The organism is Aquamicrobium sp. YD-1-mutant5, from assembly GCF_059509755.1.
Window position 1 is genome coordinate 19,840 of sequence record NZ_JCAKKP010000011.1, and the last position, 25,351, is coordinate 45,190.

Genomic DNA, 25,351 nt, shown 5'->3' on the forward strand with positions numbered 1-25,351 from the left:
AATGATGAAAGTTCTGAAGGCAGCGCTGGTCGCGGCCACGGCAGTCACGATGTCCATTTCGGACGCCTCGGCGGCTGAGGATGTGGTGATCGTCTATGACGCCTCCGGCTCGATGTGGGGCCAGATCGACGGCACCAGCAAGATCGAGATCGCGCGCGACGTGATGGCCGATCTCGTGACCGGCTGGTCCGACGACATCAATCTCGGCCTCGTCGCCTACGGGCATCGCTCGGAAGGCGACTGCCGCGACATCGAGACCCTGATCGAGCCGGGGCCGCTCGATCGGCCAAGCTTCATCAGCACGGTGAACCGCATCCGCCCGAAAGGAAAGACGCCGATTTCCGCCGCGGTTCAGCACGCGGCGGAACTCCTGTCCTATCGCGACAACCCCGCCACCGTGGTGCTCATTTCCGATGGTCTGGAAACCTGTCAGGCCGACCCTTGCGCGCTGGCCGAACAACTGGCCCGGCAGGGCGTGAAGTTCACGACCCATGTCGTCGGCTTCGACCTTGAGGATCAGGCCCATGAAAGCCTTGCCTGTATTGCCGAAAACACCGGCGGCGTGTTCGTTCCGGCGCAGAATTCCGATGAATTGAAGGCCGCACTGGCCCATGTCCAGTCGGTAATGGATTTGCAGCCAATGACGCCGCCAGAGGCCGAAGTGGCGCCTGAGCCGGAGCCGGAGCCACAAGCGGAAATAGCGATCCAGGCGCCGGAACAGGTGACGACCGGATCAAGCTTCAAGGTAACCTGGTCGGCGTCGATCCATCCGGAAGACTATGTCACCATCGTTCCGGTCGGAGCCGAGGAAGGAAAATACACCAACTATCAGCGCGTGCGTGATGTCACCGAAAACAGGTTGATCGCGCCCGCCCAGCCCGGTTTGTACGAGGTACGTTACGTCACACGGAAAGATGGCCATACGCTGGGAGCAACTCCCGTCGAGGTCGTCGAGGCCGAAATCGGTATCACTGCGCCGCAACAGGTGACCACAGGCGCAAGCTTCAAGGTGACATGGTCGACGTCGATCCATCCGGAAGACTATGTCACCATCGTTCCCACCGGAACCGAGGAAGGAAAATACACCAACTATCAGCGCGTGCGCGATGTCACCGAAAACAGACTGACCGCGCCCGCAGAGCCCGGCCTTTACGAAGTACGCTACGTGCTGCGCGAAGGAGGCCGCACCATGGCGTCTACCCCTGTGGAGGTCGTTGAGGCCGAGATAGGGGTCGCGGCACCGAAAGAGGTGACCACTGGTGCAAGCTTCAAGGTGACCTGGTCGGCGTCGATCCATCCGGAAGACTATGTCACCATCGTTCCAGTGGGAGCCGAGGAAGGAAAATACACCAACTATCAGCGCGTGCGCGATGTCACCGAAAACCGATTGATCGCGCCCGCAGAGCCGGGTCTTTACGAGGTACGCTATGTGCTGCGCGAAGGGGGACGCACCATGGCGTCCGCCCCTGTGGAAGTCGTTGAGGCCGAAGTGACGGTGAGCGGCCCCGATGTCGTCCGGGCCGGAACCAAGATTCAGGTGAACTGGTCGATCTCGATCCACCCGGAAGACTATGTCACCATTGTTCCCGCCGGGACTGCCGAGGGCAAATATGCCGACTATATCCGGGTTCGGGATGCACGTGCCGGCGAGATGAAGGCGCCAGCCGAAACAGGGCTTTACGAAATCCGCTATGTGTTGCGCGAAGGGGCCCGCACTCTTGCCAGCCACCAGCTGGAAGTGGTGGCGCAAGACGCGCCGCTGGATGACGGGGCTGGACTGGCGGCACCGGCAGAGGCCGGGGCCGGCGAGACGATCACCGTGTCGTGGCGCGCGGAAGCCGGCAGCGCGGACCAGCGCGTTGCCCTTGCCCGCGCCGATCAGGCCGATTTCAGCTGGATTGCCGCGCACAAGGTCGGAGCAGAAAAATCGCTGGAGCTGCAGATGCCGGCACAGGCTGGAACCTATGAAATCCGATTTCTTGACGTCAGCGGCCGCAAGGTTCTGGGCCGTGCGATCGTAGAGGTGAAATGACCATGCCACACACATTCAAGGCCACATTGCTTGTCATGGCGCTCGGCCTGGCCGTGTCTGCCGCCCATGCCGAAATCGATGGTCACGGACCGGATGCCTGGCGTGTCACGGGCGTCTCCGGCAACGATGTTCTCAACGCTCGGATGGGCCCCGGCACCAACTATCCGGTGATCGAGACATTCGCCCACAATGAACGCAACATGCAGCAGATCACCTGTGTTCCGTTCTACACCGCTGCCCACTACATGGCGATGACGCAGGCGCAAATCAGCGCGCTGCCGCCCCGCTGGTGTCTGATGCGCAACAAGGCGATGAGCAAGGCGGGCTGGGTGGCGCAACGCTATATCACCCCCGATGGCAGCGAGCCCATCGCCGCAGCGACGAAGCCCCGCCCGGCACAGCCAGCGCCCGAACCCTATGCAGCAGCCCCCGGCATCGATCCGGTTGCTCAGGCGCAGGACCTGGTGCGTGAGCTCTACGAACGCCAGTTCCAGTCGGAAAACAGCAATCTGCCGAGCGCATTCGATCCTGCCGTATCCAGAAACTACTTCACCGACGACATCGTCGCCTGGCTGGCCTCCGGCAATGTCGGTGCGCATCCTCTTTATGGCGCGCAGGACTTCGACGGCGCCATCGAAGACCCCATGCCCGACCCCGACCAGCCGATGCTGCGCGGCATGATCACCATCAATGTCGATTTCACCAATTTCGGCAAGGACCAGCGCGCGGTCTTCTACCTGCGCGCCGACACCACCAAACCCGGCGCGCCGTTACGCATTTTCCGCGTCGAACACAACGGTTGGTCCTATCCGTAGGCAATGGAGAAAGAAGTGATCACAGGAAACTTCGGAATGGACGAGCGTAGAACCGGATCCGTTGTCATGATCGGCTTGTTCAGCAGCTTGGTGCTGACAGGTTGTAGCGCGGAGGCGGAAGCGCCGACATCCGAAAGCGCCGCCGTCGCAATAAGTGTTTTGGAAACATCCGCAGGGCGCTACGAATTTACGCCGACCACATGCGGCATCCATAGCCAGGATGGTTTCGACGATATTGAAATCCAGGGGCCAGGGACGACACCGGATGGAGAAAAGTTCTTTTTCGAACTGTCGTCTACTGCAAATGCAATGACCATCGGCCTCGGCGTCGATGGCCCGTTCGCCAGTCCCGAGCGTCGGATCCAGGCCGGACGTGTCTATTCACAGGAGTTCACAATCGTGGCTTCCGGGAGACAGCTGTCCGTTGCCGGTCTGGTCTTGGTGGACGAAAATGGCGCATCTATCGATGACGGTGCTACACTAACCATCGATTGCGGCGCGCAGTAAGGAACAGGGTCTTGATTTCCTGCGAGGTTTAACACGTAGTTTTCGCCCAGAAATGAAAGCTTTCATGGATTGGGTTGCGTGTCTTGTCGCTGCCGACCAGTTCGGCATTGAAGCGGCGGCGATCTTTCAGCGTCACCGCGATCTCGCTCGCGCCGTCGACGACATGGTGGTTGGTGAGAATGTAACCCTTATCCGCGTCAACGATGACGCCGGACCCGGCGCTCATGCGGGGCCTTTGCTGCGGCATCTGAGACAGATCGAAGTAGCGTCGGAAATAGGGATCGTTGAAGAGCGGGTTGGTTTCGGCAGGCGCGCGCGATGTGACGGCGATGTTGACGACCGCCGGCGTGATCTCCTCCAGAACATCGGGCAACGAACGCTCGACATGCCTGCCGGATGCCACATCCTGTGCGGCAGCGGGCTGCACGGCGCCACCGGAAAATGACAATGTAAGGCACGTGACAAGGATGGCGGCAATCTGCGGGGCGCGAGGCAGGCCGATGAACATTGTCGATCTCCCGATATGGTTCCTTCGTGTTGGATGCGGCGATGCCGTCGCGCCGGAAGAGATCTTCCGGCGCCGCCCTTCGCGCATCTGGTTCGAGTGGAAATGAACCCCGCCCGGAGGCGAGGTTCCTGGATCATTGCGGCCGGCCGACTCGCGAGAGGGCCGACACCTGCCCCGCCGCATGGAACATCAGCGCGGAGGCCGCCGTGCGCCGATCCCATCCAGCCATCACGAGCCTGTCGAGCAGGGTTTCGATCAGCGGGGCCAATGCCGTCCGCGCCTCCGCATCGTGCGACAGGAACTCGGACGGCGGATGATGCGGCACAGGTACATGGTCAAAGTCTGGCATGAGGCTCATGTCAGTCTCCGATCTATGCGTTGCTCCTGACCGCTCCCGACATGGGAGCGGTCACTTTCCGCGCCAGATCGTCAGAAATCCATTCCGGCGCCCGCAGGCATCGCTGGGGCTGCTTCCTTCTTCGGCTTCTCTGCGATCATCGCCTCGGTGGTGACGAGCAGGCCGGCGACGGACGCCGCGTCCTGCAAGGCAGTACGCACCACCTTGGCCGGGTCTATGACCCCCTGTGCGAAGAGATCGCCATACTCGTCGGTCTGGGCGTTCCACCCGTAAGCAAAATCGGGCTTCTCCCGCAGCTTGCCGACGATGATCGAACCTTCGGCGCCGGCATTTTCGGCAATCTGGCGCACCGGTGCCTCGATGGCCCGGCGCACGATCTCCACGCCGTGCTTCTGGTCCGAGTTCTCGGTCTCTACGGCATCGAGCGCCTTCTGCGCACGCAGCAGCGCCACGCCGCCACCGGGCAGAATGCCTTCCTCGACCGCCGCGCGGGTCGCATGCAACGCGTCGTCGACGCGGTCCTTCTTCTCCTTGACCTCGACCTCGGTCGCACCGCCGACGCGGATCACCGCGACGCCGCCGGCGAGCTTGGCCAGCCGCTCCTGCAGCTTCTCGCGGTCGTAATCGGAGGTCGTCTCCTCGATCTGCGCCTTGATCTGCTTCACGCGGCCTTCGATCTCGGCCTTTGAACCGGCGCCATCGACGATGGTGGTGTTCTCCTTCTCGATCACCACCTTCTTGGCGCGCCCGAGCATCTCCAGCGTGACGTTCTCCAGCTTGATGCCGAGATCCTCACTGATCGCCGTGCCGCCGGTGAGGATGGCGATGTCCTCCAGCATGGCCTTGCGGCGGTCGCCGAAGCCCGGCGCCTTGACGGCCGCGACCTTCAAGCCACCGCGCAGACGGTTGACGACGAGCGTGGCCAGCGCCTCGCCCTCGACATCCTCGGCGATGATGACGAGCGGCTTGCCGGACTGGACGACCGCTTCGAGCACGGGAAGCATGGCCTGAAGGTTGGAGAGCTTCTTTTCATGAATAAGGACATAGGGATCCTCGAACTCGACCCGCATCTTGTCCTGATTGGTGATGAAGTAGGGCGAAAGATAGCCGCGGTCGAACTGCATGCCCTCGACCACCTCGAGCTCGGTCTCGGCGGTCTTGGCTTCTTCGACGGTGATGACACCCTCATTGCCGACCTTATGCATGGCTTCGGCGAGGAAGCGACCGATCTCCGAATCGCCATTGGCCGAGATGGTTCCGACCTGGGCGATCTCGTCATTCTTCGAGATCTTCCGCGCATTGGCCTTGAGTTCGGCGACAACCGCATCCACGGCCTTGTCGATGCCGCGCTTCAGATCCATCGGGTTCATGCCGGAGGCGACGGCCTTGGCGCCTTCCTTGACGATGGCCTGCGCCAGAACGGTCGCGGTGGTTGTGCCGTCGCCGGCGAGATCGTTGGTCTTCGAGGCCACCTCGCGCACCATCTGCGCGCCCATGTTCTCGAACTTGTCCTCAAGCTCGATCTCCTTCGCGACCGACACGCCGTCCTTGGTGATGCGCGGCGCGCCGAACGACTTGTCGATGACGACATTGCGCCCCTTAGGGCCGAGCGTCACCTTCACCGCATTGGCGAGAATGTCGACGCCGCGCAGCATCTTCTCGCGGGCTTCGGTGTTGAACTTGACTTCCTTGGCAGCCATTGGATCACTCCTTCAATAGGCAGCTTTCATTGACTGGTTGATGGTCGAAGAATCCGTCAGGCGGCCTTCTTCAGTGCGGCGGTCTGTTCGATCACACCCATCACGTCGCTTTCCTTCATGATGAGCAGGTCTTCGCCGTTCAGCCTGATCTCGGTGCCGGACCATTTGCCAAACAGAATGCGGTCGCCGACCTTTACGTCGAGCTCAATGATCTTGCCCGCATCGTCGCGGGCACCGGGCCCGACCGCAATCACTTCGCCTTCGCTCGGCTTTTCCTTGGCGGTATCGGGAATGATGATGCCGCCTGCGGTTTTCTCGTCGGCTTCGATGCGGCGAACCAGGATACGGTCATGCAATGGACGGAACGTCATATCGTTCTCCTCAAGGACAAACAGATTTTGAGAGGTCCCTCCGCTCCGGCCCGGTGAGAGCCGAAGCGGGGCCGCGCAACCCTTGTCGGCGTCACGCGCGTATCGATCTGGTTTTGGTGATTTTCGATTTCAAGAGGGGAATGCAAAATTTTCGGCACTCGCAGCCGTTAACTGCTAGTGCGATGTAATCGCAGCCGAAATTGACACCATTGAGCATCCGGGCACTTGAAAAATTCGCTCGATTGGCCGAACTTCCTTCTGTGCCGTGCCGGGAGGTGCGGTCCGGAGTCCTGATCGAAACGGAGTTTTTGGAACGGCTGAAACGGAAGGAGGACAGCGATGCGCCGAGCCGATTTTTCGACGATCATTCCCTCTCTCGCGCCACGAGCCGAAGACATTGCGCTCGACCGGCTCCTGTCGCCGGCGCGCCACTACAGGCATCCCGAGGATGTGCTGCGCGACGACACGCTCGAACGCAGCGAAAAGCGCGCCATTCTCTCGTCATGGGCATCCGACGCATGCGCGGTCGAATCGATGCCCGCACTGCGCCAGCCGCCGGGCGCGGAAAGCCCCATCCCATTCGATGTCATTATGGATGCGCTGCGGCGTCTTGATCACGGCGACATCGGGGCGGACGATGCCGTATGCGGATCCGCAGACCATCACCATCGTCTTCACGCATGAAACGACAAAGGAGAGACATATGCCAGCGATCGTCAGTCGTGAATTCCGGATGCAGATGGAAGGCTACGGCCTGACCACAGCCGAAATCCACTATCGTCTTCCAGATCACCCGAGCCTGTTGCAGGTCTATGTCTGGCAGGATTACGATCTTGCCCCGAAGTTTCCCGAACTGCGCGGCTTTCTCGACTACTGGACCGAGACGCTGGAGGGCGCGCTGCACTCCGTGCGCGTCGCCCACCATCGTCTGATCCAGCCCTCAGAATGGAAAGCCGTCGACGGGATCATATCCGTTCACTGAAGCCCGGCGGGAATTACCTGATAGCTACCGAGAGTACCCCGAACTCGCGTGCGTCGTGCTCCCTGAACGAGGCCCGCTCGCATTGCAGCCTTCATGAAGCTCCGGCGTGCCTCCTTCGCAGAGCGCCATCCATCGAGTGCGTCCCGACAGGCAGCAACGGCATTCCGCCAACGCCGTCCACGTGCCCAGTCCGGCCATTCGCGCTCGAGGCATTCCAGTGCTTCAAAACCTGTCGCCACCTTTCGGAGGCCAGTTTTTGGCATGCGCAGAATTACGGGTTCGTTGAACACGACATCAGACATCACTTCCTCCTTGTTTTCTGATCGTCTTTTGAGAGCAAGCAACTGATCGTTCTGTACGATCTCTTGTGATCTGGGCATACCGACGTGCCTCTTCAACCCTCCATCCGTAGCTCAGTCCACGCCGTCATCATCAGGTTCAAGCAGATCGATGAGTTGGCTGACGCGTGTGTCCGGGAGCGGTCGCCCGTCGCCCATCAGCGCCTCGTCATTGTTAAGCCAGTTCCACGCTTCTCGAAGTTCATCAACACTCGCCCCGGTTGCGATAAGCCCCGCCGCCAGATCGTCGTCTATGGAGCCGAGCACTGAAACGATGTCGTCATAGGTCATGGCAGGTCTCCATTCATTTTACCAACCAACTCATCAGATGGTGGAGTTGTTCTCAATTTCCAACAGTCTGAAATCGCTGTAGAAATTTTCTGCCGTCACCCTCTTGAAACTCTGAAATGAAGGAACCAGATCGATTGTGCGCCGCTGCCACTACGGGGCGGCGCCGGCCAAAAGCCGCACAATCTTGTACCCATGTTGCTTCAAGGAGGATGTGGCTATGAGAACCACTTTCGATTTTTCTCCCCTGTTCCGGTCGAGCATCGGCTTCGACCGTCTGGTCAATGCGCTGGAGGCAGCCAGCCGCGTCGAGAGCATCGACAACTGGCCGCCCTATGACATCGCAAAGACTGACGAAGACGACTACCGCATCACCATGGCGGTGGCCGGCTTCAGCGAAGACGAGCTTTCCATCACGCAGGAGCAAAACATGCTTCTCGTGGCGGGCAGCAAAACCACCGACGAGAATGCGCAGTATCTGCATCGCGGCATTGCCGGACGCTCGTTCCAGCGTCGCTTCCAGCTCGCCGACCACGTACGAGTTGAAGGCGCGACTCTCGTCAACGGCCTCCTGACAATCGATCTTCGGCGTGAGATCCCGGAGGAGATGAAGCCTCGTCGGATTGCGATCTCGTCGCAGGAGAAGACGATGCAGATTGAAGCCCCTTCGCACACCAACGAGCAGATCGCAGCCTGACGCTTTTGTCAGTCTACGGATCGCCAGCGCCGGGCCGCGCGTCCGGCGCTACCGGCGAAGCTGTGCCCAATTGTAAAGAACAGAAGGAGAATAACCATGAACGTACGTGACCTGATCCCCTGGGGCCGTGACACGAGCAGCAATCAGGCTCCCGCTGTCTATCGTGAAGAGGACCGCAGTCCGTTCCTGTCGCTGCACCGGGAAGTCAATCGCCTGTTCGACGATGTCTTTCGCTCGTTTGATCGAAACCTGCCAGCTTTTGACTCTCTGGCCTCCTTCGGACGGGGGTGGCCGAGCGTCGAAATCTCCGAGACTGAAAAGGAGATCCGCATAACCGCGGAAGTGCCAGGTCTGGAGGAAAAGGACATCGAACTGGTTCTGGATGACGGTGTGCTGACGCTGCGCGGCGAAAAGCGATCTGAGACCGAGGACAAGGACAGGCAGTTCTCGGAACGCTTCTACGGCCGTTTCGAGCGCCGTATCCCGGTTGGAAGGGAAATCGTCGAGGACAAGATAGACGCCAGGTTCACAAATGGCGTGCTGAGCCTCGTGCTTCCCAAGACCGAAAAGGCACAGTCGCAGGTAAAACGCATAGCGATCAAGAGCTGACGAGGGTTTCGGCGCCGGCGGGTTCGTTGCGCCCGTCGGCGTCGATCTTCACCGATCACGGAGGAAGAACCATGAACATTGCTGCAAGAAGGACATCAATGGCAGATGGTCCTGTCGACCGGCCCGTGCCGGGAGCCAACGACAATCGTCGCACGATGCTGTCAATGGGACGCTCCTTATTCCCCAGCGATGCCGTGGCCCGGATCTACCGCCCATCTCGCTCGGCGACTACCAGTGCTCCGTCGCGCGATCAATGGAAGCTCGTGTTCGAGGCGCGCAGCCCGTCTTTTATCGAACCGCTCATGGGCTACACCGGCAGCCGGGACACACTGAAGCAGGTCGAGCTTAAGTTCCCGACGCTGGCGTCTGCGATCCGTTACGCGCAGCGGCAGGGTCTTTGCTATGTCGTGGACGTACCAAAGGATAAGGCTAGGATTACCATGGATAAGTCTGGAGAAAAGCGAAACACATTCTCCGATGCGACGCTCGGCAAGCTTGGCCTCGCCGGGCTTTCGGACAAGTACCGTCGGGCCATGTCGAATGACGCCAATCGCAGTGATGGGGATGGCAGCTGGGCTTCGCCGATGGATGTCGTGACTGACAACCGGCTCCCCCTTGATGCGAGGCGGTCGATCCTGATGAACTGGGCCTGGACCGAATTCCTGATCGATCAGGCCACCAACGAGGGCATGCCTGAGAACGGCCGCCCCTCGCGCCTTGATGAGGTCGAGCAGGCGTTGCTCGCTCTCGAAAGAGGCGTGGATGCCCAGTCGGCTGGTCCGGGGCATCTCGAAGCAGCATGAGGTGATTCCATGGATCCATTTGTCACGATCGATGCACAAAAGGTTCTGCCTAACAGGTTCGGGCTGGCTCTCGCAGGGGCCATGCGTTGTAGAGCGCTGAGGCGGGGCGATGAGCCTCGACTGGCGCTGGAAGGAATGACAACGCAGGATCTTGCGCTGCATGAGATTGCTGCGGGTGCTTTCACCGATGCGGAGCTCGCTCCGTTCCGTATTGGACAGCAGCCTGTGGGGCGTCTGCGCGCTCCACATCAGCAGTTGTGTGCCGGCTTCCCATCTCGTGACACCGGCACCTGCGTTCCGCCCGACAGGTGGACCGCTCATTGACGACGCATCAAACCGGAAAGGAGGAAAACGATGCTGAAGACATTCGAAAACCGCTCTGCCTTTGATGTTGTGAATATTGCCGCCGGCCTCGGACTGGCCATAACGCCATGGATTCTGGGTTATGCGGCTCTAACGACTGCGGCCTGGAACGCATGGCTTGTAGGAGCGGCGATCGCCGTTGTTGCATGCATTGCGCTGTTCGCGTTCAGCGAATGGCAACAGTGGGTTAACACGGCGTTAGGCGTCTGGTCGGTCGCGGCGCCATGGGTGTTGTCATTCTCGACCAACAGCAGCGCGACGATCTCCCATGTCGTCGTCGGCCTGATCGTGGCTGCTGCTGCGGGCTACAGCCTTTGGAACGGCTCCAACAAACCGTTCTCAACGGCCTGACCGAGGGGCCCGGCTCTGCCGGGCCCTTTCACGTTGATCTGCCTCAAACGAGGACAGGGTGGTCTGGCTAAAGTGATGTCGGTAGGGGCGGCGTACCCCACGCAGATGCATGGCGATAGAGAATGGACAAGAAGACGCAGTTCAATATCTGGTACTGGATCGCGGCCTTTCTCGGCCTGATGGTCTTCCAGTACCTCTTCGCGGCGGCGACGCAAGTCGCGCAGATTCCCTACAGCGAGTTCCAGACCTATCTTACGCAGGGACGCATCGCCGAGGTCGCCGTCTCCGACCGCTTCATACAGGGTCGCTTCACCGAACCGGTGGACGGCCGGCCGATGTTCATCACCACCCGCGTCGAGCCCGATCTGGCGCGCGATCTCCAGCAGCACGACGTCGTCGTCACCGGCCAGGTCGAGAGCACCTTCCTGCGCGACCTCCTGTCGTGGGTCGTTCCCGTCGCGCTGTTCGTCGGGTTGTGGATGTTCATCCTGAGGCGAATGGGCGGCGGCATGGGCGGCGGCCTGATGCAGATCGGCAAGTCCAAGGCCAAGGTCTATGTGCAGACGGACACCGGCGTGACCTTCGCCGACGTCGCCGGCGTCGACGAGGCCAAGGCCGAGCTGCAGGAGATCGTCGATTTCCTGAAGGACCCGGAGGAGTACGGCCGGCTCGGCGGGCGAATGCCCAAGGGCGTGCTTCTCGTCGGCCCGCCCGGCACCGGCAAGACGCTGCTCGCGAGAGCGGTGGCCGGCGAGGCGGGCGTGCCCTTCTTCTCCATCTCCGGCTCCGAATTCGTCGAGATGTTCGTCGGCGTCGGCGCCGCGCGCGTGCGCGATCTGTTCGAGCAGGCGCGCGCCAAGGCGCCGGCCATCATCTTCATCGACGAGCTCGACGCGCTCGGCCGCGCCCGCGGCATCGGTCCGATGGCCGGCGGCCACGACGAGAAGGAGCAGACGCTCAACCAGCTTCTGGTCGAGCTCGACGGCTTCGACCCGTCGAGCGGGCTGGTGCTGCTCGCCGCCACCAACCGGCCGGAGATCCTCGACCCGGCGCTGCTGCGCGCCGGGCGCTTCGACCGGCAGGTCCTGGTCGACCGGCCGGACAAGCAGGGCCGCATCGCCATCCTGCATGTCCACATGAAGAAGGCGAAGCTCGCGCCGGACGTGTCGCCGGAGCAGATCGCGGCGCTGACGCCCGGCTTCACCGGCGCGGACCTCGCCAACCTCGTCAACGAGGCGACGCTGCTCGCCACCCGCCGCAAGGCCGACGCGGTGACGATGGAGGATTTCAACAACGCCATTGAGCGCATCATCGCGGGGCTAGAGAAGCGCAACCGCCTGCTCAACCCCAGAGAGCGCGAGATCGTCGCCTATCACGAGATGGGCCATGCGCTCGTCGCGATGGCGCTGCCGGGCGTCGATCCCGTGCACAAGGTGTCGATCATCCCGCGCGGCATCGGCGCGCTCGGCTACACCATCCAGCGTCCGACCGAGGACCGTTTCCTGATGACGCGCGAGGAGCTTGCGAACAAGATGGCGGTGCTACTCGGCGGCCGCGCCGCCGAGTGGATCGTCTTCGAGCACCTTTCCACCGGCGCTGCCGACGACCTCGTCAAGGTCACCGACATCGCCCGCGCAATGGTCACGCGCTACGGCATGACCGAACGGCTGGGCCATGTGGCGCTGGAGACCACTCCTACGTTTCTGGCGACCGCGTCTATCCCGATGTTCATTTCGCGATGAAAGTCTTGAAGCACTGGCTGCGCGCTGGTTGTCAGAGCCGCCGTCGGTCTAGAATCCTGCCGCTCGGATGGTGCCACTTTGCAACTGCGATGCAAGAAGCATAGAATCCAGACGAACGTTGCGAGCAACAGGCTACCACATCATTGATTAGGAGTGCCCGTGCAACCGGATAAGGATTTGACATCTCTGTACCAGGAACAGGGTCTGCGCCTGACACGACCGCGGAGGGTCATTCTGGAGGTTCTCGCCGGATCCACGGACCATCCCGATGTTATCGAACTGCACCGGCGAGCCACTGAAATTGACCCAGGAATTGCGCTGGCCACCGTCTACCGGACGGTCCGGCTGCTTGAGGACAAGTGCATTCTGGAGCGGCACACCTTTGCCGATGGGCGCTCACGCTATGAGCTTGCGGAACAGGAACATCATGACCATTTCATCGATGTCTATTCAGGGCGGGTGGTGGAATTCCGGTCAGACGAGATCGAGCGCATGCAGGAAGAGATTGCGCGTGCACATGGCTTCGAGATTGTGAGTCACAGGCTGGAAATTTATGTCAGGCCCCTGAAGAAACGCCGCAGGCAGCGGCGAGAAGCGCATGGCAGCAAACCAGACAGGTAAAATTGTGATCACCTCCCTGTCTCACCGGCCGCCCCAGCGGCGCAAAGAGCTTTGCAAAGACGCGATCAAAGCCTGTTTCCTGAGCCGGTTGATCTCTTCGGCGCCGATGTCGACCCCACGCTTCTCGGAGGCAGCGGCATTCTCATCGCAGATATGGGGTCTGGCGCAATCAGCGTCATGGACGGGATTTGCCGATCCTGCGGGAGCAACGAACGAGTCTCCGAGCAGACGCTGCACGACCCGTGTGCGAAAGAGAAGCGCGCCCAAGGGGCGATAGCGCGGCCGAAACATCCCTGGCTGGAGAGTATTTCCAGTTGGAGTTCTCATGGGACTGGAGGATGCCGGTGTGCGATTTGTTTCATGCCGGTTATTCATATGGAGGGCCAAGCGCTGAAACCAGCGCCCATTAAGAATGAGATGGGCAAGCGCCGGTATTCGTGGCTGACGGGCAGGAGGTTCCCCTGAAATCCGACCTGCCTGATGATGTGCCTGCCTGGTACGGCGACTGCCCATGATCACCGCTTCCTCCTATGCATCATGAGATGCGGCGGCCGGCCTGCTGCCGTCCGCCGTCAGTATTGTTGTCAAAGCGCTTCCTGCGACTGGATCCTTGCCGCCTTGCGCGTGGCATAGAAATAGGCAGCGACAAAGACAACGGTCATCACGAGCACGATTGTTGGTGCTGGCGCGCTGTCGATCAGGAAAGACAGATAGACGCCAAGGAAGGACGACGTGACCGCCACGACCAGTGACAGGACAAGCATCCCGGCAAAGGTGCGTGCCAGCAGGAAGGCAACCGCTCCGGGTGCGATCAGGATGGCAATGGCCAGGATGATGCCGACGGCCTTGAGTGCACCCACAATCGTCAGCGAAAGGATCGAGAGCAGGCCATAGTGGAGCACGCGCACCTTGAGCCCTACCGCCTGCGCCTGTGCCGGGTCGAAGGCGTGCAGCAGCAGGTCCTTCCATTTTACCAGCAGGATGACCGACACCAGCGCGGCGATGATGGCGGTTTCGGCAATGTCTGCCCAGCCCACGCCCAGCATGTCGCCGAACAGGATATGGTCGAGATGGACGTTGGTTTCGATCTTGACATAAAGCACCATGCCAAGCCCGAACATGCCGGAAAACACCACGCCCATGATGGTGTCCTGCTTGATGCGGCTGTTCTCCTTGAGAAAGCCGGTGGCCAGTGCGCAGGTCATGCCGGCGGCGAAAGCTCCGAGCGCCAGCGGCAGGTTGACGATATAGGCCAGCACCACACCCGGCAGGATGGCGTGGCTGATGGCGTCCCCCATCAGCGACCAGCCCTTCAGCACCAAGAAGCAGGACAGCAGCGCGGCGGGAACTGCCACCAGCACCGAAATGATCATGGCATTGACCATGAACTCGAACTGGAAAGGGGCAAGAAGTGTGTCGAGAAGGGTCATGGCGCGGCACTCCTCAGGGCCTGGGCAGCCCGACGGCGGGCCGCCAGCATGCCGTGCTTGGGTGCAAGGAAGAAGACAAGCAGGAAGATGGCCGTCTGCATGACAACGATGACACCACCGGTGGCGCCGTCGATGAAATAGCTGACATAGGCACCGATGAAGCTGGTTGCCGCGCCTACGATTACGGCAATGGTGAGAAGGCGTGGAAACCGGTCGGTCAGCAGATAGGCGGTGGCGCCGGGCGTCACCACCATGCAGATGACCAGAAAGGCGCCGACAGTCTGCAGGGCTGCCACGGTCGAGGCCGACAGTAGTGTGAAGAACACGATCTTGAGCAGCGTCGGGTTGAGGCCGATCGAGCGGGCGTGGCTTTCATCGAAGAAGGTGACCATCAGGTCTTTCCATTTTACCAACAGGACAGCCAGCGAGACGAAGCCGATAATGGCGAGCTGCAGCGTATCTTCCGGGGTGATGGCGAGGATGTTGCCGAGCACGATGGTCTGGATGCTGACCGACATGGGAGAAAGAGACACCATGAACAGCCCCAGCCCGAAGAAGGAGGAGAAGATCAGGCCGATGATGGCGTCTTCCTTCAGCCGGGTGCGCTGGTTGAGAAACAGCATCGCCGCTGCGGCAAGGCCGCCGGAGAAGAAGGCGCCGATGGAGAAAGGCAGGCCCAGCATGTAGGCACCGGCCACGCCCGGAACGATGGAGTGTGAGAGCGCGTCGCCGATCAGCGACCAGCCCTTGAGCATCAGATAGCAGGACAGGAAGGCACACACACCGCCGACCAGCGCCGACACCCACATGGCGTTAATCATGTAATGGTAGGAAAAGGGCTCGAGCAGAAGCGTCGTCATCTCTTCGATGCTCCTGCTGCCACGAAACTTTGTGAGGCCACCTTGCCCTCCTTCAGGATCAGCGGGCGCTCGTCGTCACTGTAGACCGAGACCGGCGTCGGCTTGCCGTTCTGAGCCTGGTTGAGGACGAAATGACGCAAGACTCCGCCGAACGCCCTTTCCAGATTGTCCTGGGTAAACGTCTCGACAGTTGGGCCATAGGCAAGAATGGTGCCCTTGATGAGGACTGTACGGTCGCAGAATTCCGGTACCGAGCCCAGATTATGGGTGGAGACCAGCATCACTCTGCCTTCGTCGCGCAACTCACGCAACAGCGTGATGATCTGCTCCTCGGTTTTGACGTCGACGCCGGTGAAGGGCTCGTCAAGCAGGATAACGCGGCTGTCCTGCGCCAGCGCTCGGGCGAGGAAGACGCGCTTTTTCTGGCCGCCCGAAAGCTCACCGATCTGGCGCTTGCGGAACGCGCCCATGTTGACGCGGGCAAGCGCGGCCGCCACCGCCTCATGGTCGGCGCGGCGGGGAATGCGCATCATGCCCATATGGCCGTAGCGGCCCATCATCACCACATCCTCGACCAGCACGGGGAAGTTCCAATCCACCTCCTCGGCCTGCGGGACATAGGCGACGAGATTTTTGCGCAGGGCGTTCGCGACCGGCATGCCGAGCACCGAGATTTCGCCTTTAGCCAACCGCACGAAGCCCATGATGGCCTTGAACAGCGTCGATTTGCCGGAGCCGTTGACGCCGACGAGAGCGGCGATGGTGCCGGTGGGAACCTTGAAACTGGCATCGCGCAGGGCGGTATGGCCGTTGCGATAGGTTACCGTCGCTCCGGTCACAGCAATGCCAGACCCCGCATCCGAAGATGCGGGGAGAGCGGCGTTGTCCAGGTAGGCAGTCACTGCGTGAGCCCCTTTGCAATCGTGTCGGACGTTACACGCAACAGGTCGATATAGGTTGGCACGGGACCATCGGCCTCGGTCAGCGAGTCGACATAGAGCACGCCGCCATATTTGGCGCCGGTCTCGCGGGCGACCTGTCTGGCCGGCTTGTCGGAAATGGTGCTTTCGGAGAACACGACCGTGATCCCGTTTTCCTTCACGGCATCGATCACCTTCTTGACCTGCTGGGGCGTGCCCTGCTGGTCGGCGTTGATCGGCCACAGGTAAAGCTCCTTCAGGCTGAAGTCGCGGGCGAGATAGGAGAAGGCGCCTTCGCTCGATACCAGCCAGCGCCGGTCCTCCGGAACCGCGTCGAGTTCGGCCTTGATCGGATCGATGACGGCCTTGATCTTGTCCTTGTAGGCCTCGGCATTGGCTTTGTAGGTCGCGGCGTTCTTCGGATCGTGCTTCACGAAGGCATCGCGGATGTTATCGACATAGATCAGCGCCGAAGTCGGCGACATCCAGGCGTGCGGGTTCGGCTTGCCGCTGTAGGGGCCCTCGGCGATGCCCATCGGCTCGACACCGTCGGAAACCACGACGCCGGGCACGTCCTTCAGGTTCTGGAAGAATTTCTCGAACCAAAGTTCGAGGTTGAGACCGTTCCACAGGATCAGGTCGGCACCCTGCGCGCGCTGGATGTCGCCCGGCGTCGGCTGGTACTCATGGATCTCGGCGCCCGGCTTGGTGATGGATTCCACGATGGCCGCATCGCCGGCGACATTCTGCGCCATGTCGGCGATCACGGTGAAGGTGGTCACCGCCTTGAATTTTTCTGCCGCCTGGGCCGGCATAGCCATCATCAGTGCGGCGAGGGCACCACCTGCCATTCCGGCAAGGATTGAGCGCCTGAGACTGTCGAACATACGAATTTCCTTCTTGCGATTGGGTCCTGATTGCTATGGCTGTGCGCACAAGCACAAACTGCAATTGCAAATGAGTTGCAAGATGGCTTGACGGATGCGCTTTTACCCTTATTCTGCATTTGCGAATGAATTGCAAGTGACTCGACCCAAATGCAGGAAGGGGGTGGCAGTGGCAACACAACGGACGTGTGAAATCCCCGCCCGCCAAATGCTCAATGAGGCCGGTCTCCGGGTTACCCGCCAGCGATTGGCTCTGGTCGGGCTCCTTTTTGGAAAGGGCGAGCGGCATGTCACTGCGGAGGGACTGTACCGGGAGCTTGCGCGTTCAGGTGCGCCGGGGTCGCTTTCCTGTGTGTACAATACGCTTCGCCGCTTCAGCGAAATCGGCCTGCTCAGGCGGGTGCCCATCTATGGCGCGGCAGCCTATTTCGATACCCGCATTGGCCATCACCATCACTTCTACGCCAATGACGAGGACCGGTTGATGGATGTGGGCACTGATATTGCGCTCCAGGCCGTTCCTGTTCCGCCGCCCGGCTACGAACTCGTCAGCATCGACGTGCTGGTGCGCGTACGCCGCTCGGTCTCCAGCCACTCCAGCGCAGCGGTCGCCTGCGCATGAAACGGATAGCCAAATGCTTCTTGTTCCAGAAGAAACCCGAAAACGTCTGATCGCCGAAAGGGCAGCGGAGTTCGTCACCGGTGATGAGGTGCAGCAGCGCTTGCGTCAGGCGGGACTGCGGCCAACGCGGCAGCGCATGGCGATCGGTCGGTTGTTGTTCGGGTATTCCCACCGGCACGTCACTGTAGACGATCTTTTTCAGGAGGCGCTGGCAACAGGCGAGCGCCTGTCGCTGGCCACGATCTACAACACGCTGCATCATTTCAGCGAATCGGGTCTCGTGCGCCGTATCTGCACGGGCGGGGAGCGCGTCTATTTCGACACCGACACCGGCGACCATCATCATTTCTATGTCGAAGCAGAAAGCCGTGTCTTCGACGTGCCGGAAGGCAAGGCTACTATCGCCCACATCCCGGCACCTCCTCCCGGATACGAAATCACCAAGGTCGACGTGGTTATCCATATCAGGGCTCTCGAGATGTCGGCCACTAATGGGGAAATGCAGGGACCGTGCAATCGCTGTCAGGGATGTGATCGGTCTGGCACATCGGAGTGTGCAGCCGCCAGCCGGGAAATCCTGGCGGGAGCCACAAAATGACGGCAAGCGCCCTGATCACTCCACTCGAAACGCTGCGGCGGTCGCTTCCTGATACCGCGCGGGACATCAAGCTCAACATGGCAGCATTGGTGACCACTCCGTCGATCAATGCGCTGACGGATTCACAGAGATGGGGTGTGGCGCTGGCAGCGGCCGTCGCGGCGCGCTGCCCCTCGCTGACCCAGGCAGTCCGTGAGGATGCAGCCTTGCTGGTTGACGACAGGGTCTTCGATGCGGCGGCCACCGCCGCCAGCATCATGGCGATGACGAATATCTACTACCGCGCGGTGCATATGGCCGGCGATTCAGATCTTGCCGGCCTCCCGGCCGGCTTGCGGATGAATGCGCTGGCAAAGCCAGCCGTCGACCCGGTTGATTTCGAGCTGTTTGGATTGGCGGCCTCTGTCGTGAACGGGTGTGAAGGCTGCACGAAAGCACATGTCAGCGGCGCCCGCAGGCATGGCGCCACGACAGAGGCAATCCAGACGGCCATCAGGATTGCAGCCGTGCTTCATGCGGTCGCGACCGTACTCGACGACAACCAGACAACGTCGCCAGCCACGTCTCAAGCAACCACCATGCTCCAAGGCATGGCAGTCGCGCCTAGCTGATCATTCCAGAAACTTGCGGCCGCCTTTCCGGACGAGGCGATCAGTTCCGCTTTGCAGTCCGCACACACCACACAAAGGAAAATATCGCATGCTGGCCATCGGCGCATCCTTCCCCGAATTCGATCTTCAGGCCGTCGTTTCGACTGAGGCGGCAAACGCCTTCAGCCGCATCACTCATGAAAGCGATGCCGGAAAGTGGAAGATCTTCTTCTTCTGGCCGAAGGACTTCACATTCGTATGCCCCACCGAGATCGCGGCCTTTGGCCGGCTGAACGACGATTTTGCAGAGCGCGATGCCGTCATCTACGGCGTCTCCACGGACAGCGAATATGTGCATCTGGCCTGGCGCCAGCATCACCCGGACCTCAGGGAACTGCCGTTCCCGATGCTTGCCGACATCAAGCGTGATTTGAGCAGCGCGTTGGGCATCCTTCACCCGCAGGAAGGCGTGTGCCTGCGTGCCACCTATATTGTCGATCCGCAAGGCGTGATCCGGTTCGTTACAGTCAACGATCTCAGCGTGGGTCGCAATCCAAATGAGGTTCTGCGCGTTCTCGATGGTTTGCAAACCGATGAACTGTGCCCCTGCAACTGGCAAAAGGGCGACGATGTCCTCAAGGCAGCCTGACCGGAGGATGGTATGGCCATTTCTGATCTGTCGACAGGTGATAGCCGGTCACCGGCAAAATCCCCCGGTTCCCTCCCGCACCCTGCTTTGTCCGGTAGCGATCGTCGCGGGAAGAGGCTCACCGACCAGGGCAACGAAGCCTATGCGCAAGGGGATATTTCCCTTGCGCTGGCCGCCTATACGGATGCGTTGACAGAAGCGGAGCGCCTGTTCGATGCCGTCGCCGGCGATCGTGGCAGTGTACCTGTTCCCGTCATTTTCAACATCTCCTGCCACAATCTGGCAGAACTGTTCGAAAGGTCAGGTGAAACGGCAAAAGCGGAAGCCTGTTATCAAATGGCCTATGATCGCCTACTCGAAACGGCGCGCTGTCCTTCCGGACCGCTGGAATTGCGCATCGTGTGTGCGCAACACCTCAAGCACGCGCTTGCCATGCTCGTCCAACATCTGCACCGGCACGGCGCCGCTGACGACAGGATCGGCGCAATCATCAGCAAGGCGCATCACGCCGTGTATGCCGTGTATCAGGTTGCCGAGCATGCGGCGCAGGCAGACGACAGCTGCGCCCATTGCAATGTCACCCGTTCCTGAAATCCCTCTGAAAGTGAGAAAAGCAAAATGTTCGAACTTCCCGAGTTGCCCTATGCGCTCGACGCCCTTGCTCCCTACATGTCAGCCGAAACGTTGGAGTTCCATCACGGCAAGCATCACCAGGCTTATGTGGACAAGCTCAACGAACTGGTGGCCGAGGGCCCCTACAAGGGCAAGGCACTTGAAGACATCATCCGTCAGGCTGTCGGCAAGCCCGAAGACCGGGTTCTGTTCAACCAGGCAGGCCAGCACTGGAACCACAGCCATTTCTGGCTTGGCATGAAGAAGGGTGGCGGCGGCAATATCCCCGGCACACTCGAAAAGCAGCTTATCACGGATTTTGGATCAGTTGACCGCTTCCGGCAGGAGTTCAAGGCTGCCTGCATAGCACAGTTCGGCAGTGGCTGGGCCTGGCTCGTGTTCGACGGTGAAAAACTCGCAATCACCAAGACTGGCAATGCCGACACGCCGCTGACAGACGGTCACGCCGCGCTCCTGACTTGCGACGTCTGGGAGCATTCCTACTACATCGACTACCGTAATCTGCGACCCAAATATGTTGATGCCTTCCTTGAAGGTCTTGTCAGCTGGGAGGCGGTGGCGGATCGTTTCGAAGCAACCGTGCAGTAGCTGTTTGGTTGAAATCACCGGAATGGACGACGCTGCGCTTGATGAAAAGTCTTGTACCCGGTCGATGCGCTCGTCGAAAGCGAAATGAGGGTCGGGGCTGTAGTAAAGCTTGTTCGGCAGCGGAATGTAACGACCTTCATCATTTTGCGTGGCTAGGCTCAGGACTTCGGTAACGAGGCCGTCCCAGTCAAGCGATTTTGGGCGTGCGTAGTCGTCCGCCTGGTGGCGGACGTTACGGCGGCGATCTGATGCTGAGCGGCGCAGTGTGTGCTTAGAGCCGCGGCCTTCCTGTAAGATCACCCGGGTGCATGCTTCGGTCCGTGGTCAGCGCGCGAGCTGCCAACATGATGCTGGTTCGATGCAGTTTCCGATGTGCCCATCTCATTGGCGTGCTCGACGGAGATCGGCAACAGTCCTGACCTCGGCATCATGCGCCTCGCGGTGATCGTCAATGAACGCGATCATCGCTTGAATGGGCGGTCGAGCTCCGCCTGGGCAAAATAAGCGCTCGCCTTGCGCAGAATCTCGTTGGCCTGCCGAAGCTCCCGATTCTCCCGCTCAAGAGCCTTCATCTTCGCCGCCATATCCGTCGACAAACCGGCCCGCTTGCGGGCATCGATCTCGGCTTTCTTCACCCAATCCAGCAGCGTGTGCGTCGAACAGCCGATCTTGGAGGAAATCGACTGGCAGGCAGCCCAGCGGGAAGGATGATCAGCTTCGTGATCCAACACCATCCGAACCGCACGCTCGCGCACCTCAGGGGAAAACTTGTTCGTCGTTTTGCTCGTCATGGCTCCATCCTATTTGGAAGTTGGAGCCTCCGGCAAACCCGGGACGGTTCAGTTTCCATTCAAGGAACGGTTTTCATACCTACTTTCTCCTGTTAAAGAATTCATCTTGGGGGATTTTGATTGGGATATTTGAGGGTCAGGAACGCACGACGTTGGACCGCGCTTGCCGCGGCCTATGTGCTTGTTGTTCAGGCTCTCCTTGCATCACTCTCAATCGGCGCCTCCGCAGCAACGCTGCTCCTGGATGCGTTTGGAAATCCGCTCTGCATCACGAGTTCCGATGCGGATGGCTCAGGCTCGGACCGCCGCCCTCACGAGGTCGTCCCGGATTGTTGCACTATCGCATGCAGCATGTTCGCACCGGTCGCAGTCGACGACCGCGAACCAACTGTTTTCTGGAACCCCCACGAGGGTTCCCTGGCACAGCCGCTGAGCACGTTCACGTCGGTCGAACAGAGCCGGCATCTTTGGCGTAGTCCGGGTAGCCCGCGCTCGCCCCCTCCCGCAGTCTAGAGATTTCAGCCGCGGCCACTTTCCTGGTTCGAGCAATGCGTTCGAAGCGCTGATCTCGACAACCAGGCGTTCCGCCAAGCGACCGCACGTGCTCCGGATCGACAACTGCCAACCGCATGAGCGGTATGCAGTCCTGAGGTTCGGTTATCATCATTCAAAATGGCAATGGAATTGCCTAGTGGGGAGAGGGTCCGATCGTGTCAGGACTTTTATTGAAAGATACATATATCAGCAGCACCGCAAGGCCGGGGTATTTTCAGCTACGCACGTCCGCGTCCCTAGGCGCGCTGACGGCGATACTTTTTTCCGGATCGGCGGGCGCTCAGTCGCTGCTGCTCGATCCTGATGAAGTCACCATCCTTGAGACGATCACGGTCACGGCGACGAGGAGCCCGAATGACAGCTTCCAGGTCCCTGCGTCCGTCTCGGTCGTTGACAGACAACAGATCGAGGACGCACAGGCAAACACACTTTCATCGGTTTTGCGTCATCTGCCCAATGTCAACTATGGCGGCGGGCCGCGCTCTGCCGCGCAAAGTCCGGCAATAAGAGGGTTTCAGGGGCCGAGGATCATCCTCACCGTGGACGGCGCCCGGCGCAACTTCGAGGGAGGCGTGCACACGCCGCTACTGCTCGACCCGGACTTCGTGCGGCAGATCGACGTCGTTCGCGGCCCGATGTCGGCAAGCTACGGCAGTGGTGGACTGGGCGGCGTGATGGCGTTTGAAACCATCACGGGGGATGATTTCATCGAGGAGGGCAAGAACTATGGTGGCCGCGTCAGGACGGGATATCGAAGCGCCAACGAAGAGTTCTCTACAAATCTGACTGCGGCCATGCGAGCGGGCGATTTCGACGTCCTGGCAAGCGGCACCTACCGAGACCTCGGAACTATCCGCACCGGAATGGGTGAAGATCATGCGACCTATCCGAATGACGGAAACCTCAGGAGCGGATTGCTCAAGGCATCCTACAGGCCTAACGATCTCAACGATTTCGTTCTGTCCTATCAACACTTCAACGACAGGCATGTCGGACCAACCAATCCCGGCGGAAACCTGCTGTTCCCGTTTTCGCAGGAGCTATCCCGTCAGCAGGATCAGTTCACGGGAAACTGGTCGTTCCGCGACGAGAATCAAAGCTGGCTCGACGGAAAGATCACCCTTTATCACACACGCTTCAAGCTCGACGGAGAAAGCCGTTCCGGAGCGGACGATACATCGTTCGAGACAGAAACGTCTGGTTTGAGCCTTCAGAATAGCAGCCGCTTCGAGACCGGCTCGTGGGCAAGCCATCGTCTGACTTATGGCGTCGACTATTATCGGGACACCTACGCAAACCTGTCTAACAGTACCCCAAATTCGGTCGCACCCGATGGGAACATGGCTGCATTCGGCGGTTTCGTACAAGATGAAATCTCGGTTCTGGATGATTGGACAGTCATAGCGGCACTGCGCCACGATACCTACGAAATGTCCTCGCCAGGGCAGCAGAGCGCACGTCATAGCCGACTCTCACCAAAGCTGACCGTCAAGTACCAGCCGTGGGATTTCCTCGGGGTCTACGCAAGCTATGGACAGGCGTTTAGGGCACCGACTGCGACAGAGATGTACAGCCATTTGGATACAGACCGGGCACTGTTCAACTTCCGCTCGAACCCGGATCTGAAACCGGAAACCAGCACGACGTTCGAAGTCGGCGCCATGCTGTCCCTCACTGACCTGATCGCAAACGGCGATCGCCTGCAGGCGAAGGCCACATACTTCTCCGAGGACGTCAAGGACCTGATCGACCAGCAGGTCATTGGCACCTACATTCGTCAGCCGCCCTTCTCCGGCACCGGGCTGATCTTCCAGCGACGCAATGTTGCCAAAGCCGAGCGGCACGGAGCTGAGATCGAGCTGGCCTATAGCTGGGACGCACTTACACTCGGCCTTGGCTACGCGACGGTGAGGTCCAGGAACAGCGCCAATGGCGACAATCTCTATGCCCCGCCCGACAAGCTTGCGCTCGGCGCACAATACCAGATCAACGAGAACTGGTCGGTTCGCTATCTCGGACAATTCGTTGCAGCCCAAGATTACGACGCAACAGAGTTGCGTCGTCGCGATTCCTATACGCTCCACGATGTTGGTCTAACCTACGAGAAAAACTGGTTCCGGGCGGATTTCAGCGTCACCAACCTCTTCGACGAGGGATACGCAACCTACCAGCAATCCCAGGCCAACACCTTCGCTTATGAAGAGGGCCGCAGTTTCAACCTCACGCTCTCAGCAAAATTCTGATGGCCAAACCAGCCGCACCTGGTTTGGCCGCGCATCATCCAGATTGGAGATTTCGCATGAAGATTACATTGTTCGCCGCTTCCATGATTATCACAATGGCCGTGCCTGCTCTTGCCGATCAGGCAATAGAGATAAAGTTCGCAGCGGAAATCGGCGGTATGACATTCAATTGTTCCGAGACCTATCCGGGCCTCGGAAAGCCTGAAGCGTCGGTGCGCGGCATCGATTATCGCGTGTTTGTGCATTCCCCTGCACTCGTTCGAGCCGATGGCAGTCTTCAGCCGATTGTGCTCGAGCAGGACGGAAAGTGGCAACACGAGAACCTTGCCCTGCTTGATTTCGAGGATGGAACCGCGGGATGCAACGCAGCAGGCAACGCAGACCTTAACACCAGCCTGCGTGGGACCGTTCCAGCGGGCGAATACAAAGGCCTGGCGTTTGACGTGGGGGTGCCGTTCGAGATGAACCATGTCGATCCGACACTGGCGCCGGCGCCGATCAATACGACCGCGATGTTCTGGAACTGGCAGAACGGCTTCCGCTTCATCCGCATAGACCTCGTCCCTACCGATCGGACCGAGGACGGTCCGAAAGGCTGGTTCCTCCATCTTGGATCCACACAATGCGCAGGGGAATCGAAGACCGAAGCACCATCGTCCTGCAAGAACCTCAACCACATGAAGGTGGCGTTTGAGGACTTCGATCTGCAAAACAACGTCATCGTGATCGACCCGGCTCCCGTCATTGCGGAAGCGGACCTGCGCGTGAACGCCCCAGACACGTCCCCCGGCTGCATGTCATTTCCCGGCGATGCAGACTGCGACACCGTCATGGGCAAGCTCGGCCTCCCCTATGGGGAGCTACCGGCCGCAGAGCAATTGCTCCTGAAGGTCCGGTAAT

General features: G+C 60.2%; 27 protein-coding genes, 3 pseudogenes and 1 other annotated feature. Of the genes and pseudogenes, 19 read left to right on the forward strand and 11 right to left on the reverse strand.

Going from position 1 to position 25,351, the window contains the following annotated elements; genetic code table 11:
- Position 1 precedes the first annotated feature (1 nt).
- Genes AC5XE7_RS14640 through AC5XE7_RS14650 form a run of 3 tightly spaced genes read left to right on the forward strand, consistent with a single transcriptional unit; the run spans position 2 to position 3,354 of the window.
- Positions 2-2,032, forward strand: a complete 2,031-nt coding sequence (locus AC5XE7_RS14640) for a vWA domain-containing protein (RefSeq protein WP_495366666.1) — start codon at positions 2-4, stop codon at positions 2,030-2,032.
- 2 nt (positions 2,033-2,034) lie between these two features.
- Complete coding sequence (locus AC5XE7_RS14645; RefSeq protein ID WP_354150205.1) at positions 2,035-2,847, forward strand: SH3 domain-containing protein; 813 nt, start codon at positions 2,035-2,037, stop codon at positions 2,845-2,847.
- Positions 2,848-2,883: 36 nt separating this feature from the next.
- On the forward strand, positions 2,884-3,354 hold the full coding sequence (locus AC5XE7_RS14650) for a hypothetical protein (RefSeq protein ID WP_495366665.1): 471 nt from the start codon (positions 2,884-2,886) through the stop codon (positions 3,352-3,354).
- Positions 3,355-3,436: 82 nt separating this feature from the next.
- On the opposite strand, the pseudogene AC5XE7_RS14655 reads toward AC5XE7_RS14650, so the two are convergent.
- The 4 genes and pseudogenes from AC5XE7_RS14655 to AC5XE7_RS14670 form a co-directional block, all read right to left on the reverse strand.
- Positions 3,437-3,862 (reverse strand): annotated as a pseudogene (locus tag AC5XE7_RS14655) (trypsin-like peptidase domain-containing protein); the annotation flags it as partial.
- 133 nt (positions 3,863-3,995) lie between these two features.
- Positions 3,996-4,220, reverse strand: a complete 225-nt coding sequence (locus AC5XE7_RS14660; protein WP_495366664.1) for a hypothetical protein — start codon at positions 4,218-4,220, stop codon at positions 3,996-3,998.
- 71 nt (positions 4,221-4,291) lie between these two features.
- A complete protein-coding gene (gene groL, locus AC5XE7_RS14665) occupies positions 4,292-5,920 on the reverse strand; it encodes a chaperonin GroEL (protein WP_495366663.1) in 1,629 nt (542 codons plus the stop codon).
- Positions 5,921-5,976: 56 nt separating this feature from the next.
- Positions 5,977-6,291, reverse strand: coding sequence for a co-chaperone GroES (locus tag AC5XE7_RS14670; RefSeq protein ID WP_495366662.1), 315 nt, complete (start codon positions 6,289-6,291; stop codon positions 5,977-5,979).
- A 339-nt stretch (positions 6,292-6,630) separates the two neighbouring features.
- On the opposite strand from AC5XE7_RS14670, the gene AC5XE7_RS14675 reads away from it, so the two are divergent.
- Both AC5XE7_RS14675 and AC5XE7_RS14680 read left to right on the forward strand, forming a co-directional pair.
- Positions 6,631-6,975, forward strand: a complete 345-nt coding sequence (locus AC5XE7_RS14675) for a hypothetical protein (protein ID WP_201744670.1) — start codon at positions 6,631-6,633, stop codon at positions 6,973-6,975.
- Positions 6,976-6,994: 19 nt separating this feature from the next.
- Positions 6,995-7,273 (forward strand): usg protein, encoded by a 279-nt coding sequence (locus tag AC5XE7_RS14680; protein ID WP_091523882.1) that lies wholly within the window; start codon positions 6,995-6,997, stop codon positions 7,271-7,273.
- On the opposite strand, the gene AC5XE7_RS14685 is transcribed toward AC5XE7_RS14680, so the two are convergent.
- Both AC5XE7_RS14685 and AC5XE7_RS14690 read right to left on the reverse strand, forming a co-directional pair.
- Positions 7,267-7,653, reverse strand: a complete 387-nt coding sequence (locus AC5XE7_RS14685; protein ID WP_495917814.1) for a DUF982 domain-containing protein — start codon at positions 7,651-7,653, stop codon at positions 7,267-7,269. The two genes, AC5XE7_RS14680 and AC5XE7_RS14685, sit on opposite strands and share 7 nt — an antisense overlap.
- Before the next feature lie 33 nt (positions 7,654-7,686).
- Entirely contained in the window at positions 7,687-7,902 is a 216-nt protein-coding gene (locus AC5XE7_RS14690; RefSeq protein WP_495366661.1) for a hypothetical protein, read from the reverse strand.
- A gap of 217 nt (positions 7,903-8,119) precedes the next feature.
- Between AC5XE7_RS14690 and AC5XE7_RS14695 the strand changes: the two genes are divergently transcribed.
- The 6 genes from AC5XE7_RS14695 to AC5XE7_RS14720 all read left to right on the forward strand — a co-directional run bounded on the left by AC5XE7_RS14695 (position 8,120) and on the right by AC5XE7_RS14720 (position 13,085).
- Positions 8,120-8,596, forward strand: a complete 477-nt coding sequence (locus tag AC5XE7_RS14695) for an Hsp20 family protein (protein ID WP_367717691.1) — start codon at positions 8,120-8,122, stop codon at positions 8,594-8,596.
- A gap of 96 nt (positions 8,597-8,692) precedes the next feature.
- On the forward strand, positions 8,693-9,205 hold the full coding sequence (locus tag AC5XE7_RS14700) for an Hsp20/alpha crystallin family protein (RefSeq protein ID WP_495366660.1): 513 nt from the start codon (positions 8,693-8,695) through the stop codon (positions 9,203-9,205).
- 98 nt (positions 9,206-9,303) lie between these two features.
- Complete coding sequence (locus AC5XE7_RS14705) at positions 9,304-10,008, forward strand: NADH dehydrogenase ubiquinone Fe-S protein 4 (RefSeq protein WP_495366689.1); 705 nt, start codon at positions 9,304-9,306, stop codon at positions 10,006-10,008.
- A gap of 354 nt (positions 10,009-10,362) precedes the next feature.
- Positions 10,363-10,722 carry an SPW repeat protein gene (locus AC5XE7_RS14710; protein WP_495366659.1) on the forward strand — a complete coding sequence of 120 codons (360 nt, stop codon included), beginning with the start codon at positions 10,363-10,365 and terminating at the stop codon, positions 10,720-10,722.
- A 122-nt stretch (positions 10,723-10,844) separates the two neighbouring features.
- A complete protein-coding gene (gene ftsH, locus AC5XE7_RS14715; protein ID WP_495366658.1) occupies positions 10,845-12,464 on the forward strand; it encodes an ATP-dependent zinc metalloprotease FtsH in 1,620 nt (539 codons plus the stop codon).
- Between the two features lie 159 nt (positions 12,465-12,623).
- The gene (locus AC5XE7_RS14720) at positions 12,624-13,085 is read left to right on the forward strand and encodes a Fur family transcriptional regulator (protein ID WP_495366657.1); all 462 of its coding nucleotides are present in this window, start codon (positions 12,624-12,626) and stop codon (positions 13,083-13,085) included.
- Positions 13,086-13,669: 584 nt separating this feature from the next.
- Here AC5XE7_RS14720 and AC5XE7_RS14725 read toward each other — a convergent pair.
- Genes AC5XE7_RS14725 through AC5XE7_RS14740 form a run of 4 tightly spaced genes read right to left on the reverse strand, consistent with a single transcriptional unit; the run spans position 13,670 to position 17,182 of the window.
- Positions 13,670-14,515: a metal ABC transporter permease gene (locus tag AC5XE7_RS14725; protein ID WP_287943104.1), complete on the reverse strand. Its 846-nt coding sequence runs from the start codon at positions 14,513-14,515 to the stop codon at positions 13,670-13,672.
- Positions 14,512-15,375 (reverse strand): metal ABC transporter permease, encoded by an 864-nt coding sequence (locus AC5XE7_RS14730; RefSeq protein ID WP_495366656.1) that lies wholly within the window; start codon positions 15,373-15,375, stop codon positions 14,512-14,514. The genes AC5XE7_RS14725 and AC5XE7_RS14730 overlap by 4 nt, the downstream gene beginning before the upstream one ends.
- Entirely contained in the window at positions 15,372-16,277 is a 906-nt protein-coding gene (locus AC5XE7_RS14735) for a manganese/iron ABC transporter ATP-binding protein (RefSeq protein WP_495366655.1), read from the reverse strand. The genes AC5XE7_RS14730 and AC5XE7_RS14735 overlap by 4 nt, the downstream gene beginning before the upstream one ends.
- Positions 16,274-17,182 (reverse strand): metal ABC transporter substrate-binding protein, encoded by a 909-nt coding sequence (locus AC5XE7_RS14740; protein WP_495366654.1) that lies wholly within the window; start codon positions 17,180-17,182, stop codon positions 16,274-16,276. Before AC5XE7_RS14740 ends, AC5XE7_RS14735 begins: the two co-directional genes overlap by 4 nt.
- A gap of 94 nt (positions 17,183-17,276) precedes the next feature.
- Between AC5XE7_RS14740 and irrA (AC5XE7_RS14745) the strand changes: the two genes are divergently transcribed.
- The 6 genes and pseudogenes from irrA (AC5XE7_RS14745) to AC5XE7_RS14770 all read left to right on the forward strand — a co-directional run bounded on the left by irrA (AC5XE7_RS14745) (position 17,277) and on the right by AC5XE7_RS14770 (position 20,862).
- Positions 17,277-17,804, forward strand: a complete 528-nt coding sequence (gene irrA, locus AC5XE7_RS14745) for an iron response transcriptional regulator IrrA (protein ID WP_353736841.1) — start codon at positions 17,277-17,279, stop codon at positions 17,802-17,804.
- A gap of 13 nt (positions 17,805-17,817) precedes the next feature.
- A pseudogene (irrA, locus tag AC5XE7_RS14750) lies at positions 17,818-18,270 on the forward strand (iron response transcriptional regulator IrrA); the annotation flags it as partial.
- A 128-nt stretch (positions 18,271-18,398) separates the two neighbouring features.
- The gene (locus AC5XE7_RS14755; RefSeq protein WP_287943100.1) at positions 18,399-19,013 is read left to right on the forward strand and encodes a carboxymuconolactone decarboxylase family protein; all 615 of its coding nucleotides are present in this window, start codon (positions 18,399-18,401) and stop codon (positions 19,011-19,013) included.
- Between the two features lie 88 nt (positions 19,014-19,101).
- Entirely contained in the window at positions 19,102-19,641 is a 540-nt protein-coding gene (locus AC5XE7_RS14760) for a peroxiredoxin (RefSeq protein WP_287943099.1), read from the forward strand.
- Positions 19,642-19,653: 12 nt separating this feature from the next.
- Positions 19,654-20,232, forward strand: a complete 579-nt coding sequence (locus AC5XE7_RS14765) for a DUF2753 family protein (RefSeq protein WP_287943098.1) — start codon at positions 19,654-19,656, stop codon at positions 20,230-20,232.
- Positions 20,233-20,259: 27 nt separating this feature from the next.
- The gene (locus tag AC5XE7_RS14770; RefSeq protein ID WP_287943097.1) at positions 20,260-20,862 is read left to right on the forward strand and encodes a superoxide dismutase; all 603 of its coding nucleotides are present in this window, start codon (positions 20,260-20,262) and stop codon (positions 20,860-20,862) included.
- 394 nt (positions 20,863-21,256) lie between these two features.
- Positions 21,257-21,369, reverse strand: a sequence feature (AL1L pseudoknot).
- On the opposite strand, the pseudogene AC5XE7_RS14775 reads toward AC5XE7_RS14770, so the two are convergent.
- Positions 21,283-21,653 (reverse strand): annotated as a pseudogene (locus tag AC5XE7_RS14775) (transposase); the annotation flags it as partial. (Overlaps the previous feature by 87 nt.)
- A 710-nt stretch (positions 21,654-22,363) precedes the next feature.
- Here AC5XE7_RS14775 and AC5XE7_RS14780 point away from each other — a divergent pair.
- On the forward strand, positions 22,364-24,451 hold the full coding sequence (locus AC5XE7_RS14780; RefSeq protein WP_495366653.1) for a TonB-dependent hemoglobin/transferrin/lactoferrin family receptor: 2,088 nt from the start codon (positions 22,364-22,366) through the stop codon (positions 24,449-24,451).
- A gap of 56 nt (positions 24,452-24,507) precedes the next feature.
- The gene (locus AC5XE7_RS14785; RefSeq protein WP_287943095.1) at positions 24,508-25,350 is read left to right on the forward strand and encodes an MbnP family copper-binding protein; all 843 of its coding nucleotides are present in this window, start codon (positions 24,508-24,510) and stop codon (positions 25,348-25,350) included.
- Position 25,351: the final 1 nt, after the last annotated feature.